Raw genomic sequence first — 15964 nt, forward strand, 5'->3', positions numbered from 1 at the left:
AGCAACCGGACTCCCTTCCCGCTTAGGATGAACGAGGAAAGGCGGATCGCTATGAATGGGAAACTATCCGATCGCGCGGGAACCGCTCCCGCTCTAAATCAGGGAGAACCGAAAAGAACCTTCTTGAGCACGAAGAAGACAGATGCCCTCTGGGGAGCATTTTTCATCGCGCCCCAGATGGTAGGGCTGATCGTCTTTTCATTAATACCGTTAATCATGGCGTTCGCGATCAGCATGATGAATTGGGACGGCTTCGGCGCGAAGACGTTTGCCGGGTTCGACAATTTCGTCTCGCAATTCAATGACGAGGATTTCCGCACTGCGATCGTCAACACGCTGTACTATACCGTACTCACGGTTCCGACCGGGATTATTCTCGCTATGCTGGTGGCGATTGGCTTAAATAAAGTAAGAGGCAAAATCATCTATCGTTTGATCTATTTCATGCCCACCATTACGATGTCGGTTGCGGTGTCGGTCGTGTTCATGTGGCTGTTCAACGCCGATTTCGGCCTGATTAACCTCTATTTGAAGGAATGGTTCGGGATTCAAGGCCCGAAGTGGCTGACCGATACGCGCATCGTCATGCCTTCCATCGCCCTGCTGAGCATATGGATGGGGCTAGGCACCAACATGGTACTGTTTCTGGCCGGGCTGCAGGGCATATCCTCCTCCTATTATGAAGCGGCGCAAATCGACGGGGCGACCAGATGGCAGCAAATGAAGAATATCACCATTCCGCTTCTGTCGCCGACTACGTTCTTCGTCACGATTATGTCCATTATCGGCTCGTTTCAAGTATTCGACCAGTCCTTCGTCATGACATCGGGGGGCCCGGCCAAGGCGAGCTATACCATCGTCTACCATATTTATGAGACGGCATTCGTCGAATTCACCTTCGGCAAGAGCACGGCATCCGCCGTCATCTTATTTATTATGATATTGTCCGTTACGTTGTTCCAGATGAAGATGTCCAAGCGCTGGGTGCATTACGAAGATCAATGATGAATGGGAAGGGGAAGAATCGATGCGGACAACAAGAATAAATCCGGCCGCAATTGCGCTGCATATCGTACTGATCATCGGGGCATGCATCATGGCGGTGCCGTTCGTCTGGATGGCTCTAAGCGCGATGAAAGATTTATCGCAAGTGTTCGTCGTGCCGCCGAAATGGATTCCCGATCCGTTCGTATGGTCTAACTTTAAAGACTCGCTGACGGCACTTCCGTTCGGCCAAGCCTATATCAACAGCTTCTATATTAATATTATCGTTGTAGTCTCGCAGCTCATTACCTGCTCGATGGCGGCGTATGCGTTCGCCAAGATCCGCTTTCCGTTCCGTGAGCCGATCTTTATCATGTTTCTGGCCACGATGATGGTTCCCGGTCAAGTGACCATTATTCCGCTCTACCTGATGATGAAGAACATCGGCTGGCTCGATTCGCATCTGGCGATCATAGTGCCGGCGTCGCTATTGAATGCGTTCGGCGTGTTTCTGCTCCGGCAGTTTTTCAGAGGCATACCGAAGGAGATGGAGGAGGCGGCAATCGTTGACGGCGCCGGGCGCTTTACGATCTATACGCGCGTCATGCTGCCGCTTATCAAACCGGCGCTGTCCGCACTCGGAATTTTCACCTTTCTCGGCATGTGGAACAGCTTCTTCTATCCGCTTATCTTCCTCAATACCCCTGAGAAGTTTACCGTTCCGATGATGCTGAACCTCTATCGCGGGATGTATGCGACGGATTGGACGCTGATGATGGCGGGAGCTTCGATCGCGCTCATCCCCGTGCTCATTGTCTATATTATCGGGCAGCGTTATATTATTGAAGGCGTTACGCTCTCGGGAATCAAAGGGTGAGATCGATAACCACGAGGATAACGATTAAACCAGAACTGTGCAGTCGAATGATCTTCCGATCGCTGTTGTTCCCGGATTCCTTGAATAATATGAAGAGAGGTTGGATTCCGGGAACAAAGGCGAACGCTGACGCTTCTTCAGATTCATTCGACCTGCTCCTTTCTGGTGTAACCCATCATCCTTTTGGTGATCGTAGCAGGGGACGAAATTAAAAATGGCTGAACAGGTTTTGTATAAACTTGTTCAACCATTTTTTTTGTTTTTCAATACATGGAGTCAATTTCGCATCTTAGTGTCGCTTGTGCGATCACATGATGCGGAAGAGCTTGCGCTGCGCATCGGTGTACCGTGAGAGCGCTGCATCGGTTATGAATTGCGGCTCGTCCATGGTGGCGATATTTTGCGACATCATCCAGGCAGGCCCGTAACCGACATGAAGCGTCTTGCGTGTTCGTTCCGAGCGGTTGGTCAGTCCGCCATGGCGAAGATGCTCCGTAAATAAGATGGCATCGCCCGCTTCGACCTCTAGGCCGATCATGCCGGGCTCGTTATCGGGGTTGCTGTCATACGGGGAACGCCGATTCGTCTTATGTGTGCCGGGAACGACGCAGAAGGCGCCCTGCTCATTCGTAACCGGCTGCAGAAAATAAACCATGCGGACCATCATGCAGTCGATTCCGTTTTCATTATAATTGTAACGGTATTTGTGATCGATAGGGCCTCCCATGTGCGTGCCGGACGCATTCCCTGTATAGCGGATCCGAATTTCCGAATTGTTAATGCGGATTGGACCTTGTACGATTCTTCGGATGTAGGCCATCGTTTTCTCATGATCGACTAGGCAATCAAACACCGGATCCGTGTTGAAAAAGTCTTCGATGACCAATGTTTTGCCTGAAGCTTGTTCGCCATAGGCGTGATAATTCATTTCCTCATTGTAATGATGCTCGGAGCCCCAGCAGCTTAGCTTGCGCGGCGGGAGGTGTACATGCTTGGCTGCATGCGCTTCCAATTTGTCGACGGCCTTCAACATATCCGCGGCTTGCTCCGGGGTAATCAAGTTCTTGATCACCAGATAGCCGGACCGGTCGAACTCGTACTGTTCAATATCATTCATGAGTGTGCTGCCCCTCCTTTAAGTGCGGCCCGTTGGACCAGTCATACGTCCAGCATATAGGTGAAAGCGGCAGAAGTCTTTGCTTCAAACTATCCGTCTTTTGTCTGAAATGTTTCGAACAACTCTACAGATTGGCTTCGCTTCACTATTCTACTTCTGCGGTGGCAGACGAATGGACGAGTGAGCGATAAGCTCCCGGCGATGTGCCAACCTCGCGTTGAAACGAATGGTAGAAGGAGTGGATGCTGGCGAAGCCGGTCTCGTCTGCAATCGTCTTGATTGGTTTGTTCGTATACAAGAGCTCGATCTTGGCTCGTTCGATTCGCTGCTTCATTACATATTTGATCGGAGACAGCCGATATACATGACGAAAGCATTTGAGCAAATGCGACTTGCTCATCTGCGCGGCCCTTGCGACATCGTCCAACGTGATCGACTCGTGCAGCCGGGAATGAATGTAGGAGACCGCCTGCGCGAGATCTCTTTCATATGCGCCTTCGGAAGAATCCGAGGCGTTCTGATTCTCGGTTTGTCTCCACAGCAGCGCTAATAATTCCAGCATGGCGGATTTCGATTGGAGCAGCGCGATTGTGTTCGTTTGTCCGAATCGCTGAAGGATGCGCAGGAACAGCTGCTCGTAGGTGGCCGTTTCGATTAGCGGGATAGAAGAAGGCAAACCCGCGGCAGGCATCTGCAGATCATCCGGCAGGCTGTAGGGAAGCGGCGACCGCTGCGGCTCCCCCTGCTTCGGGTAGGGAGAAGGGACCGAGGCGCTGTCGTTCTGCTCGATGAGATCGAAATGAAGGTTGTACATATGAAACCGTGTTCCCGGGTTCGCTGAGAAGGAGAAGGTAACCGCGGGGCGGATCAGGAAGAGCGAGCCCGGCCGGATGATCATTCGCCTGGTTCCAACCATATATTCGCCTTCGCCTTCTTTAAAATAGTGAAGCGCATGATCAACGATGCGGGTCGGGCCAATCCGCATATTGTCCGCGGTATGAAAGTCGTGGGCGATCCGGATGTATGGAGATACCATCGATAAGGGGTGAATGTGGTTCATTATGGTAGAATGCTCCCATTAATAGATTCGAGACTCTCATGACAAGTGGATTACTTCCATTCTAAGCAGGAATATTCATGGGCAGCAATACATTTTTCACGAGAGTGGCAAGAATCTGCAACATTATGGATGTCAGGTTCGTAGATTCTATAAGTTTATGGAAGGTGCAGGGAAAACCCGCGTCATTCGAAACCTTAAATTTTACTAAAGGTGGTGCTTTCTTAGCCGTTGTGGAGTCATATGGGTATGCCGCGTTCATAGAATAATACGGTGATTGACGCCGAGGAGAAACAGGATAGGGGTGCTGAAAGTTGGGGAAGTCATGGAAACGTTGCATCATTGCAACACTCGCTTTTATGTTGTCGGGGATCGGTGTATTTGCAAGCGCAGCGAACGCTGCCAGTTCGAAGACCGTGGATAGTCAGCTGATCGTGGTCAATAAGAAAACGAACCAGCTTGCTTTTTTCGAGGATGGTCAATTGGTCAAAACCTTCAGCGTGGGTACAGGGAAGACGCCGGAGCTTACGCCGGAAGGGAAGTTTAAGATCGTTAACAAAATCAAGAACCGCCCTTACTATAAGGAAGGGATTCCAGGTGGAGATCCGAGTAACCCGCTGGGTGACCGCTGGATCGGATTGGACGTAAACGGAACGAAAGGAACGACCTACGCCATTCATGGGAACAATAATCCGAAATCGATCGGAAAATATGTAAGCGCAGGCTGTATTCGCATGCACAACGATTCCGTCCATTGGTTATTTGACCAAGTGAAAATAAATTCGTATGCCGTTGTCACCTCATCCAAGAAGTCGTTTGAACAAATTGCGGAGGATAACGGCTACCGAGTCGGCGCAAAGCCGTTCAACGGATCCGTCTACGTGAACGGCGCCCTGCAGCAATTGAAGAGCACGCCAATCCTGGTGGACTCCCGTATATTCATACCAATGAGAGAGTTGTTCGAGCTGCTCGGGGCAACCGTGGTTTGGGATAACAAGACGATGACGGTTACGGCCTACGCCGGAGATCGGATTATTGTTCATAAGCCGAAGACAAGTGTCGCAATCGTCAATGGGGAGAGCATAAGCATGACCGAATCCCGTTTCGATGGCAATACCGTGATGCTGCCCCTTAGGGATATATCCGCCTTATCTCAGTATGGCGTAGAATGGAACGGGGCAACGAATTCGATTTATCTAACCTCGGCTGCGCCTCAAGATACATTGGATGCATCTTGATTCAAGATGAATAGGTTTGTAAAAAGCTTGAGCAATCAAGCTTTTTTTTCTTGTATATTGTAATCGATTATCAGCGAACTATCTTTGGAGTCGGTTCAAATCATGCTTGACGCTGACACTAATGTCATGGTTTATCATAACCATAAGCCATTCTCAACGACCCGGGGGATTGTTATGAAAATCGGCGAATTATCACGCAAGACGGGCGTTAGCATCCGTTCACTGCGTTATTACGAGAAGCAGGGATTAATTACGCCTGAGCGCCTTACGAACGGGTACCGGGATTTCAATCCGATTACCGTGAGTACGGTGCATACCATCAAATTGTATCTGAACCTCGGCCTATCGACCGAGCAGATCGCAGGTTTCCTGCACTGCGTGCTGCAGAATGAAGAGACCTTCTGCTCCGAGATCATGCCGGTCTATCGCCTGAAGCTGGCGGAGATCGAGCGGCAAATTGACGAGCTGAACCAGCTGAAAGCCAATCTGCTGGATCGCATAGCCTATGTGCAGAGGGACACGAAGACAGACCATGATTAGGAGGATGGCGAGAAGATGTCGCTATTGAGAGCGGAAAGCAGCGATATGCTGCATGAACTGGTTCGGGAAGGTGTCGTGCTTGTCGATTATGATTCGATGTGGTGTCCGCCATGTAAAGTATTGGTGCCCATCTTGGAGGAGATCGGCCGGGAATTGACAGGCAAGGTAAGAATGGTGAAGGTGGACTGCGATGAATTGCCTGAATCCGCTGCTGAAGCGGGAGTGATGGGGACGCCGACAGTTATCGTGTTTAAGGACGGGGAGCCTGTCGACAAGCTCGTAGGTCTGCGGCCCAAATCGCAATATATCGCTGTTCTTGAGAGGCATATAACATAGCCCTCTAACTGCTGATTTACGTATGCAAAAGGTGTATGGTGAGCCGGGCATTTAGCACGAATCCACTGTTCGCCAGAAGGGAACCATCAATATTCGTTTACGCTAAAAAGGATTCGCTGCGACGGATCCTTTTTTAGGCGAATGGCTTTTTTATTCAAGGAACGTGGTCAGCAACTTCAACCAGCCCGAAGTTTATATTTGCCTGAATGCAATAGATGAACAGTTACTTCAATTCGTTCCAACGAGTCTTTATCCAATAAGAACGACTCTCCACGGCGCGTATTACGCCACAATTTGGGATTATACCGATATAGATGCTCAGTAAGGTTTAACACATCCGCCTTGATGCTCAGTCCCTTTTCATAGGTAGCCCTAATTTGTTTTTCAATTACTTTAGCGGATTGTTCTTCAATATCTTTCTTGGAGAGGTCTCGTACCAGCTCATCCACATAAGCTTGGATTGATAGCTTAATAGTATAAAACGTCTTTCCATTTCGAAAAACATATTCGATTTTGGGTTTCGGCTTTATCAATACAATCGCTGCATCAGGATGTGAATTATCCGGAATGTTAATCGGAGAGCGCATCAAATCTTTTTCAATCCATCGATAACCCGAGAGGTCCTGTTCGGAAAGCCATCCTCTGACTTGATTGTTACTCATCAAATACGCGCCATTGATACTGAACATGGACTTCTTTTTCTTATCCTCGGTCCACGATTTACGATCAATGGAGAGCGAGGGAAGCAACACAGCACCTGCGGGTTCATCAATCAGAGACTTAAATTTGAAACTATACGTCGGTAATATATATGAGCGCTGGGAGTAACCCTGCGTGGGGTTGTCCATTATCGTTTCAAGCGGGGACAGATTTAGGTTCGATTTTTGCGAAAGTATATCCCGGATCGGTTCTTTCGTCCCGTAAACTAAGATGTTGTACCGTATTTCCCGGTAACGGTTGAGCATATCATACGCTTCTTTTATTACGTGTTCTCCCTTTTTCAAAAACCGTTCAGTTACGACAAGTGCCCTTACGTGCCCCCAGAATAATCTTAACTGTGAGGTAGTGTAAATGGAATTGAACGATTCGGTTAAGGTAAAACCTTCTCCTTGTCCGATCCAAGTGGGTATATTTTTGCCAATTTCCACGGATTCCCCTTTGGCTACATTGGAAAAGTTAAGTACTTGAGCATAGGTAATATATTTTCCATTCTCGTAATCACACCCGATAGCAGTAACATAGGCCATGCTCTGTATATCCTTAGAATTCCAACACGCGGTCAACAGGAACAAGAAGGCGGCGCACATCAGCGCTAATTTCCCTTTTCTTCTCATTGGTTATCATCTCCTTGATGATCCGGGTCGATCGGATGTATCGCTTTCGGACGATATCGCATTTTACTCCATGGAAGTCGCAAATATCCCCTCAAAATATCTCTCATGTAAGGGGGGGATAACGGGGCTAAATAAGGAACACCAAAGGACTTTAATCTGGACATATAAAACAACAGCAATATAATGCAGAGTATGAGCCCGTACATTCCAATAACCGAAGAAACGATAAAGATGGCAAGACGAAGGACGCTTAAAATGGTACTAAGCGTTTGATTGACTAACGTAACCCCCATTACAGCCGTTATTGCGCCAACAACGACGACGGAAGGAGATACGAGCCCAGACCGGATAGCGGCATCGCCGATGACTAGCGCACCAATGACTGTTAAGGTTTGGCCGATTGAAGTGGGCAGACGTACGCCTGCCTCCCTAAAAATCTCTAGAAGCATGAGCAAAATGAACATCTCCATTTGGGCTGAAAAAGGAAGGCCGAGTCGGGACACTGATATAGTTGCCATCAACCGGAACGGTATTTGATCCTGATGGAATGCAGATAAGGCCACCCAGAAGCCAGGCAGCAATAAGGAAAGCCAAAAGCTAAGAACGCGAATCAACCGAGCGAATGAGACGTATTGAAAACTAAAATGCACATCTTCCGGTGACTTTAATACGAGCCCAAAAGATGCCGGGCCAATTAAACACAAGGGATTACCGTCGATAATAATGACAAACCTTCCGGCTAACAAGCCGCTGACTGCATAATCCGGACGTCCCGAGAAATCAAGTAACGGAAATAACGGGTATTTAACATCTGAAAGAGCTTCTTCGAGCTGATTAACGCTATATAAGCCATCTACATCAATTTTGTTTAAACGTGCCCGAACCTCTTTTAGAATGGTTGGCGACAAGATGTCACTGATGTATAATAAACCGACTTTCGTTCTTGTTCGTTTTCCAAGTATAAAGGATTCGCAGCATAGGGAAGTGCTGCGAATTCGTTTCCGAATCAAGGCAATATTGGTCAGATAACTTTCCACGAAACCATCTTTTGGTCCTTTAATTGAAATTTCGGTACTTGATTCTTCGGGCGAGCGATCCGGGCGATGACTCAAATTTAGCGAAAAAAGGGTATTAGTATTTAGGAACACCAGAACGAGGTCACCTTGGAAAACGGCATCAACGATATCCTCTTGTGTACCCCCTTTTTCGAAAGGAATAAGTGGTAAAGGGCCGACGGATTGTCCTAATACAAAAGATTCGAAACCAACTTGATGGAAAACACGATTCAATTCAGGCTGTACGATCTTCACGATTAGGGAACTATCGCAAAGTCCTTCTGAGAAAATCAACATTAAATCAGATGATTTATCCAGTCCTTGAAAATGAAATTTTTGGAGTTTTACGTCGGTCGAGGTATCGAATAATTGACGCAACTTTTGCTCCGACCAACTCGAACCAAGTTCTATAGTTTTTCTATTCATGGTATTTCCCCCTTGGCAGGTTTGGCAAACCAAGCAATGATGGTCCAAATTAGAGTTAAGGTTAAGGTGACCCATAAAGATAATGTCAGGTATGTTTCAAACATATCCACGTAAAACGTGTGATGGTGACTTGTTATTATAGTTAATGTAATATAACTTAACGTTAGAAAAGAAAGAAACCAGTTACGTGCTTTGGGGGTTCGGAAAGGGAGTAAATCGGTTATTAAAAATTGGGCAAGACTGATCCGCACCGTTGCACCGGAAAGCCATTGAAAGACCGATAAAAAATCTACATGCTCAATATAATTCCCTATTTTCAAGAGACGCCATTGTTCGTAAGGCGAAACCATTTGCTTTGCTGCCTCTTTGGGTCCGAATTCGGTAATCGCCCCTACGATCGGGCCAAGGGTTATATAAACGAGCACTAGGCCCAATAGCATTATTTGCCATGTTTTAACATTCGTTTTTAACCGATGTTGAAGCAGCAAAAACAAGGATAATTCGGCAAATGCGCCCCCGGCATAAATCATCCCCTTGAATGAGGGTCCCCAACCTTCTTCCAGAAAAGGACGAAGCAATAACCAATTCTTTTCTGACATATTCCCGAACGATACAAGATAACCTAGGCAAACTACGGTAGGAAGCAACAAACCAGAACATATCGCAATGGCACTTAACCCATACTTGGCTGCAAAATGGCAGACAAGAACCAATACGACGATAAGCACATATGGAGGTGTTGCCGGCAAGTAATCGGCTACCGTCCATAGTGAGGTCTGCATAATGGTAAGACCACCAATGAAGTATAGTTGTATGACAACTGGCACGAGTAACAGCCACGAAAGAAACGGGGATGTTTGTTTGGCTAACCAAGGCTGAAATTTTACCCCTCCGGATTTTTTCATTATAAAGACAAGAAGGGCACACCAAGGCATATACAGTGCTGCTGTGAGCAAGACCGATATCCATGCGTCCCTTCCGGAAGCGTCAAGCATCAACGGATTTAGAATGACATGGCTTAATAATCCATTGAACAGCATCATAACCATAAAAATTTGCAAGAAGCTGACTTTTCCAGTTGAATTTTTCATGATATTCTCCGACATGGTTAATCTTTTGTAAAAATTTAATCCTTAACATACCCTTGTTGTCAAAATATATGCACAAATATCAGATAATGGTATTAGGGTGTTCATGAAACTAAAGTTGGTGAGAAGGAAACTGCCGCGCGGTGCTAATATAGGGGATTCTATCAATAGTGAAGGTATAAACCACCTTTTTGAAAATATCTAAATCGTCTCCATTCATAGGGCATTTGTCGAGTGACAAGAACATACTTCTAAAAAAGTCGCATAGCTGCACTATTAAATGAATAACTATGAGCGCTCATTTCCAACTCAACTGAGATGGAATGCCTGTTTTTATCGGGATATAGCAAGGAAACCCGCCCGCAATTGGAATGAAACTTTGTGAAATGACCATGTCTATACTATAAACCGCCTGCCGGCGGGTAAGTGAGTTTGCTTACCGACTGGCAGGCGGTTGTTGTTTGTGAGAATCGGCCGTGCTTATTATTGCACAGGCATCTCGTGCAATACAAACCACATGAACAGGTTTAAGACGATGCTGCAAACAGCCAAATTTCTTCCTACGCGTCCCGGGTTTCCGCCGACCCACATATGTGATTCGACGGTGGCATATCGGCTTTTATGTCCAAGAACGCAAGAGACCATCGCTATGATGATGCCTCCGATCGGATACATGAAGAGGAAGAAGGAACTAAACGAAAGCAGGACGGATACGACGGCCATGATGTAACGGTCTTCATTCAAGCCTATTCACCTCCATCAGTTCAACAAATTCTATTACCTCTATGAAATAGATTTCTTCTTCATCCCTTAAATACCTCCATATGGAAAAGAACAATTATTGAATGATAGGAGTACAATCCGCTGCGCAGGCAGAATGTTCTTCCGGCCGCTGTTGTTCTGGATTTCTTCGAATTCCCCAGCTCCTACTTGTTTGGCTTGTTGTCGACAAAAGTAGAAACAAGCCATGATTTTGGAAGTTTTGTAAATTGCAATGGTAGTAGAAGGATATTTGTCTTTTTTAGAGAACTTGTCGGAGGAAAGATCCTTTAATAATAGAAATGGTCATATTTCGCTGTCAAATGATGAAGGGGGTGAACGATGCGTCGAACGCCGCATTTTGTAGAGATGGAGTAGATTGAACACGACTCCATCTATGGAATTCGCAACAAAACTAGGAAAGGCCGTGAATGAGACTAACAACAAGAGTATATCCATCCAGCAGTTGACACTACAAACCATGGAGGGAATTTTGAGGAATGAGAAGGAAAATAATATCGACTCTACTAATGGTTTCTTTGCTGTGCACGATGTTCTTCCAAACCGGGTTAACGGCTGCCGCGGAAGAGAGCGTTGAGCGTGTTGTTCCGGAACGCACTTCGCTCAGCATTCAGAAGACGTTAACTGCACCGGTTATCGACGGGCAGCCCGATGAATCGCTGTGGAACGTCACGCAACCCATGCCCATTCAAATCGGAGAAGGAGCGGTTCAGCCATCTTCATTCGGCATGCTGTGGGACTATTCTTATCTATACATAGCAGTAAATGTCGAGGATGACGCTCTGGTTCATAATGCTAGCGGATACTGGTTCGATCAGGATCACATCGGCTTATTCTTCGACCCGACGCTGCACCGGTCGGCTCCCTTCATGGGGAATGACTTGCAGATCGGACTCGTCTATCAGCCGGATTCGACAACGCCGGAGTTTCATTTTGGAGCGGCGCCGAATCATGTGGGCAAGGACGAGAAGAAGATTCTGCGCGCTATTCGGACTACGTCAGCTGGCTGGTCGGCCGAGGTCGCCATTCCTTGGGATATGCTCGGCTTCGATCCGGTCAAGCAGAAGGAGATCGGCATGCAGATCGGCGTTACGGATCGCGATGCCGAGGAAGTGCCGGCTGTGAGCAGCATGTGGAGCAATTATAACTCGGTCAATTCCTTCTGGAATGATACGAGCGGATACGGCACTATTCAGCTGGACGAGACCAGCCCGGTTGACGGCCAGGTCAGCGACGTCCTCTTGGAGGAGAACTTCGACAGTTACGCAGCCGGTGAAACGCCGTTCGGCTGGATCTCAGACGTCAATGCAGGCAGCCAGCCGATGACCGTCGTACAAGGTGTGAACGGAGAGGGCGGCCAGCTCGTGTTCGATGGCAGCGGGGCCGGCAAACAGGGGAGGATTACCGCTCCCGTGCAATGGGACAACTATACCGTAGAAGCGGACGTCACGTTCCAAGCGGTGTTAGACTCCGCCCGGTGGGTAGGGTTGATGTTCCGGGTTCCCGCCAATGGCAAGCATCCCTATAACCAAATGGCGGTCAGACAGAATGGAAGCTACGAGGTTGCTTACCGGACACCGGAGAACGGATGGCTGGTACCGGTGAAGGGCTCATGGGGTTCAGCGCTTGCCTTGAATTCAGCCTATTCGTTGAAGCTGCGCGTTTATGACAATAACGTCAAGGAATATATTAAAGCGGCAACCGATCCAGACTACACGCTGCTGACCGAGAATTCCCTGGACAGCAATCTTCTCTCCCGGGGCAAAGTCGGCTTCCAAGCCGACCAAAGCAAAGTGGCGTTCGATAATGTGAAGGTAACGCGCATTACCGTCTCTAACTTCGAAATGACGGCACCGGAATCTCTTGAGGCGTTGAGCGGTGCTGCTCCGGTAACCTACGCGGCCACCTATTCGGATGGCATTAACGAGGCGGTAGCGGCTAACCGGGTGAAGCTCTATTCGTCGAACGAGAACGTGATCCGTATTGTGAACAATCAGATCATTCCGGTTCGAGAAGGCGAAGCGCAGGTAAAGGCCGTTTACGGCAATGCGGCGGCGGAATCGACGATCATCGTGACGCCTTCCTCGATCGGCGGCGCCAAGGTCGTCAAGCTGACGCATGAGAAGGGCTATATTCTGGCGAATGCTGGCGAAACGATCGATCTGGCCGCACTCGCATTCAATGCGGAACTGAATGATCTGTCGACGGATACGCTGAACGGCGACGCGCTGACATGGTCCGCGGTTGATGAGGGCGTTACCATTGCCGATGGACTGCTGACGGGCACCGAGCGGGCAGGAATCTTCAAGGTGAAGGCCGAGAAGGATGGAGCGGCCGTCGAGATGATCGTCGTCGCGAAGAATCCGGCCGATGAGGAATATGTCTTGTATGAGGAGAATTTCGATGCCGTGCCGGAAGGTACGCTGCCGGCAGGCTGGAAGCGGATTGAAGGAACGACAGGAGCCAAGGCGGCCGTAGTCGGCGGCGTCCTGGAGCTGGATGCGCGGACAACCCCGGACAATCCATCCCGGCTGCTGCTTCCCGATTACTTGGGCTTGTTCGGCGATTACCGGATTGAAGCGGATGTGACGCATCTGGCGGCGAACGATTCGTCGCGTTGGCACTCCTTCATGTACCGGATACAGCAGAACGATTATCCGTATTATCAAAGTGTCGTGAGGCAGAATGCGACGGCGGCGAACGGGATCGAGTTTGCCGAACGGACGCCTGCCAATGCCTGGAATGTAATGGAAACTGCATCGTATGGCGAAGCGATCAGCGCTGCCAAAATGTATCACTATCAAGTTATCGCACGGGATAACAGGGTGCAGCATTCGATTGACGGTACCGTTCTGATCGATTCGGAGGCGGCCACCGCGTATACCTCCGGCAAAATCGGACTTCAAGCGAACGGCAGTCAGATGAGAGTGGACAATATGAAGGTAACCCTTCAGCTGAAGCCGCTGCCGCCGATGCCAGCCGACCGGTTCGTCAATGTGACGGAGCCGCAGACCTCGATTTCGCTTGCGCCTTCTGTCGTTGCAACGGTTAATCAAGCAGACGATATCGCTCAACTGACAGGCGATGCAACGCCCGCTACCGTCATTCTCCATGTGAATGAAGCATTGAACGTGACCGATGCGGCCGGCAGCCATGTCATTGGCACCGTTGCGGATGTCGTAGCGGCAATCGGCTCCCGCATCATTCCAGCGTTCTACGTGAAGGATGAAGCGACAGCGGATGCGCTTGTCGCCTGGATGAAATCGCAGCAGCTGGAGGATGCCTTCATTGTCTCGGATCAAGGCGAGATCGTGAAGAAAGCGAGACAAGCTTACCCGATTATTCGCGGCATTGTCGATTTTCAGGCGTCAAGCTCGTTGACCCCTGAAGCGCTAATGGATATCCGCCGCACGACGAACGCCAGCTTGGCCAAGATCGCGCTGCTTCCTGCCGATGCGGCCTCGCGTGTGAACGTATCCTATTTGCAGGAGCGGTTGATCACCGTCTGGTCGAAGACTTCCAATGGGGCTAACACCGCATTGGATATGCATGAGCTTATAACGGCCGGCGTGAACGGCATCGTAACGAGTGATCCCGCAGCAGCTATTCAGGCGCTCGGTGTCTACAGCAATCAAACGACGCTCGTTCGCAGGCCGCTCATTATCGGACACCGGGGTATTCCGGCGCTAGCTCCGGAAAATACGATTGAAAGCGCGGAGCTTGCCTTCCAATACGGAGCGGACATCGTCGAGAACGATATCTACCTCTCGAAGGACGGCCATATTGTGATCATGCATGATCCGACGCTTGACCGTACGACGAACGGCACGGGCAACGTGGAGGACTATACGCTGGCTCAGCTGAAAGCATTCAAAGCAAACAAGCAATTCCCTGCGCAATATCCGAATGCGCAAATTCCGACCCTGGCGGAATTCTTCGATGCCTATAAGGGGCAGGATGTGCTTCATTTCGTGGAAATCAAGAGCTATAAACCGGAAATCATCGATGCGCTCGTCACGCTGATTAACGAGAAGGGCGTCGAGGATCAGGTTGTCGTGATATCGTTCAACGGCACGCAGCTGCAGCTGCTGGGCCAGAAGATGCCGGGCATGTCGCTTGGCTATCTGACGGGCGGCTATGCGAACGAGACGAATGTAAGCAAATCGCTGCGGTCGACGCTTCAGGCGATTCAGCCGATCAACGCAACCTTCAATACAAGCTATCCGGGGCTTGGCAAGAACTTCATGGAGGCGTCCAAGCACCGCGGAATAACGATCTGGCCGTGGACGTACCGTGATCAAGGTTCGTTCGTGCAGTACTTCCAGCTCGGCACGTACGGACTCACCACCGATTACGCGAACTGGTCTACGAACTGGGCGGCAGAGCTTGCGCCCAAGCAGGAAACGGTCGAATTAACGGTTGGCGAAAGCGCGGACTTGACTGCCATTATGGAGACTTATAAAGGGGATAAAAGCGAGGTTGCGCCAACTCTAATCGCTGTGGATGGAGAGGATCTGGCAGCTGTTAACGGCGGCAAAGTGACGGCCGTCAAGCCGGGCACGGCGCATGTCCTGCTGCGCTATTCGTTCACGACTGATTTGGGCAACAGCTACGATCTCTATACGAAGCCTGTCGCCATCCAAATTAAGGATAAGGAACCCGAAGCAAAGTATACGATTCAAGGAAAGATCGACGTTCCGAGCTACCATAAGCTGAATGATTTAAGCGGGTTTAAGGTTCAGTTGAAGAAAGGGCAGAGAGTCGTTGCCGAGACGGTTACGGATTCTCAGGGCCATTATTCGCTGAAGCTTAATGAGCGTCAAGGCCACAAGCTCGAGATCAGTGCCGATTTCTACGTGAAGAGCGAGATCACTGTCGTGCCGGGCAAGAACGATACCATCGTTCCGGTGAGTACGTTGACGATGTACGTCGGCGACTTCAACGGCAATGGCCGCATCGAGCAGTCGGACGTCAGCGCAATAGCCAATGCGGTCGGCTTGGAGCCTGCTGGCGACAGTGCCCGCTATGACATCGACAAGGACGGCGACATCGACGAGAATGATTTGACGGCGGTACAGAACAATCTGGACCGCAAGTAAGAACGCAAATCCGGCTTTCGCGGTTTCCATGCC

At 49.3% G+C, this 15964-nt stretch carries 12 protein-coding genes; 6 read left to right on the forward strand and 6 right to left on the reverse strand.

The window, feature by feature from the left end:
• Nucleotides 1-51 precede the first annotated feature (51 nt).
• Both L1F29_RS14770 and L1F29_RS14775 read left to right on the forward strand, forming a co-directional pair.
• On the forward strand, nt 52-1005 hold the full coding sequence (locus L1F29_RS14770; RefSeq protein WP_258389059.1) for a carbohydrate ABC transporter permease: 954 nt from the start codon (nt 52-54) through the stop codon (nt 1003-1005).
• A 22-nt stretch (nt 1006-1027) separates the two neighbouring features.
• Nucleotides 1028-1861: a carbohydrate ABC transporter permease gene (locus L1F29_RS14775; RefSeq protein WP_258389060.1), complete on the forward strand. Its 834-nt coding sequence runs from the start codon at nt 1028-1030 to the stop codon at nt 1859-1861.
• Between the two features lie 307 nt (nt 1862-2168).
• Here L1F29_RS14775 and L1F29_RS14780 read toward each other — a convergent pair whose 3' ends face one another.
• On the reverse strand, nt 2169-2978 hold the full coding sequence (locus tag L1F29_RS14780) for a phytanoyl-CoA dioxygenase family protein (RefSeq protein ID WP_258389061.1): 810 nt from the start codon (nt 2976-2978) through the stop codon (nt 2169-2171).
• 145 nt (nt 2979-3123) lie between these two features.
• Complete coding sequence (locus L1F29_RS14785; RefSeq protein ID WP_258389062.1) at nt 3124-4038, reverse strand: helix-turn-helix transcriptional regulator; 915 nt, start codon at nt 4036-4038, stop codon at nt 3124-3126.
• Between the two features lie 311 nt (nt 4039-4349).
• On the opposite strand from L1F29_RS14785, the gene L1F29_RS14790 reads away from it, so the two are divergent.
• From L1F29_RS14790 to L1F29_RS14800, 3 genes are all read left to right on the forward strand, one after another.
• Complete coding sequence (locus L1F29_RS14790; protein WP_258389063.1) at nt 4350-5273, forward strand: L,D-transpeptidase family protein; 924 nt, start codon at nt 4350-4352, stop codon at nt 5271-5273.
• Nucleotides 5274-5447: 174 nt separating this feature from the next.
• Nucleotides 5448-5813 carry a MerR family transcriptional regulator gene (locus L1F29_RS14795; RefSeq protein ID WP_258389064.1) on the forward strand — a complete coding sequence of 122 codons (366 nt, stop codon included), beginning with the start codon at nt 5448-5450 and terminating at the stop codon, nt 5811-5813.
• A gap of 15 nt (nt 5814-5828) precedes the next feature.
• The gene (locus L1F29_RS14800) at nt 5829-6149 is read left to right on the forward strand and encodes a thioredoxin family protein (protein ID WP_258389065.1); all 321 of its coding nucleotides are present in this window, start codon (nt 5829-5831) and stop codon (nt 6147-6149) included.
• Nucleotides 6150-6325: 176 nt separating this feature from the next.
• Here the strand turns inward: L1F29_RS14800 and L1F29_RS14805 are convergent, their stop codons facing one another.
• The 4 genes from L1F29_RS14805 to L1F29_RS14820 all read right to left on the reverse strand — a co-directional run bounded on the left by L1F29_RS14805 (nt 6326) and on the right by L1F29_RS14820 (nt 10796).
• Nucleotides 6326-7483, reverse strand: coding sequence for a Ger(x)C family spore germination protein (locus tag L1F29_RS14805; RefSeq protein ID WP_258389066.1), 1158 nt, complete (start codon nt 7481-7483; stop codon nt 6326-6328).
• Complete coding sequence (locus L1F29_RS14810) at nt 7480-8964, reverse strand: spore germination protein (RefSeq protein WP_258389067.1); 1485 nt, start codon at nt 8962-8964, stop codon at nt 7480-7482. Before L1F29_RS14810 ends, L1F29_RS14805 begins: the two co-directional genes overlap by 4 nt.
• Nucleotides 8961-10055, reverse strand: a complete 1095-nt coding sequence (locus tag L1F29_RS14815; protein ID WP_258389068.1) for an endospore germination permease — start codon at nt 10053-10055, stop codon at nt 8961-8963. The genes L1F29_RS14810 and L1F29_RS14815 overlap by 4 nt, the downstream gene beginning before the upstream one ends.
• A 480-nt stretch (nt 10056-10535) precedes the next feature.
• On the reverse strand, nt 10536-10796 hold the full coding sequence (locus L1F29_RS14820) for a hypothetical protein (protein WP_258389069.1): 261 nt from the start codon (nt 10794-10796) through the stop codon (nt 10536-10538).
• A 515-nt stretch (nt 10797-11311) separates the two neighbouring features.
• Here L1F29_RS14820 and L1F29_RS14825 point away from each other — a divergent pair.
• The gene (locus L1F29_RS14825) at nt 11312-15931 is read left to right on the forward strand and encodes a glycerophosphodiester phosphodiesterase family protein (protein WP_258389070.1); all 4620 of its coding nucleotides are present in this window, start codon (nt 11312-11314) and stop codon (nt 15929-15931) included.
• The last annotated feature ends 33 nt before the right edge of the window (nt 15932-15964 follow it).

Source organism: Paenibacillus spongiae, from assembly GCF_024734895.1.
Classification (GTDB): Bacteria; Bacillota; Bacilli; order Paenibacillales; family Paenibacillaceae; genus Paenibacillus_Z; species Paenibacillus_Z spongiae.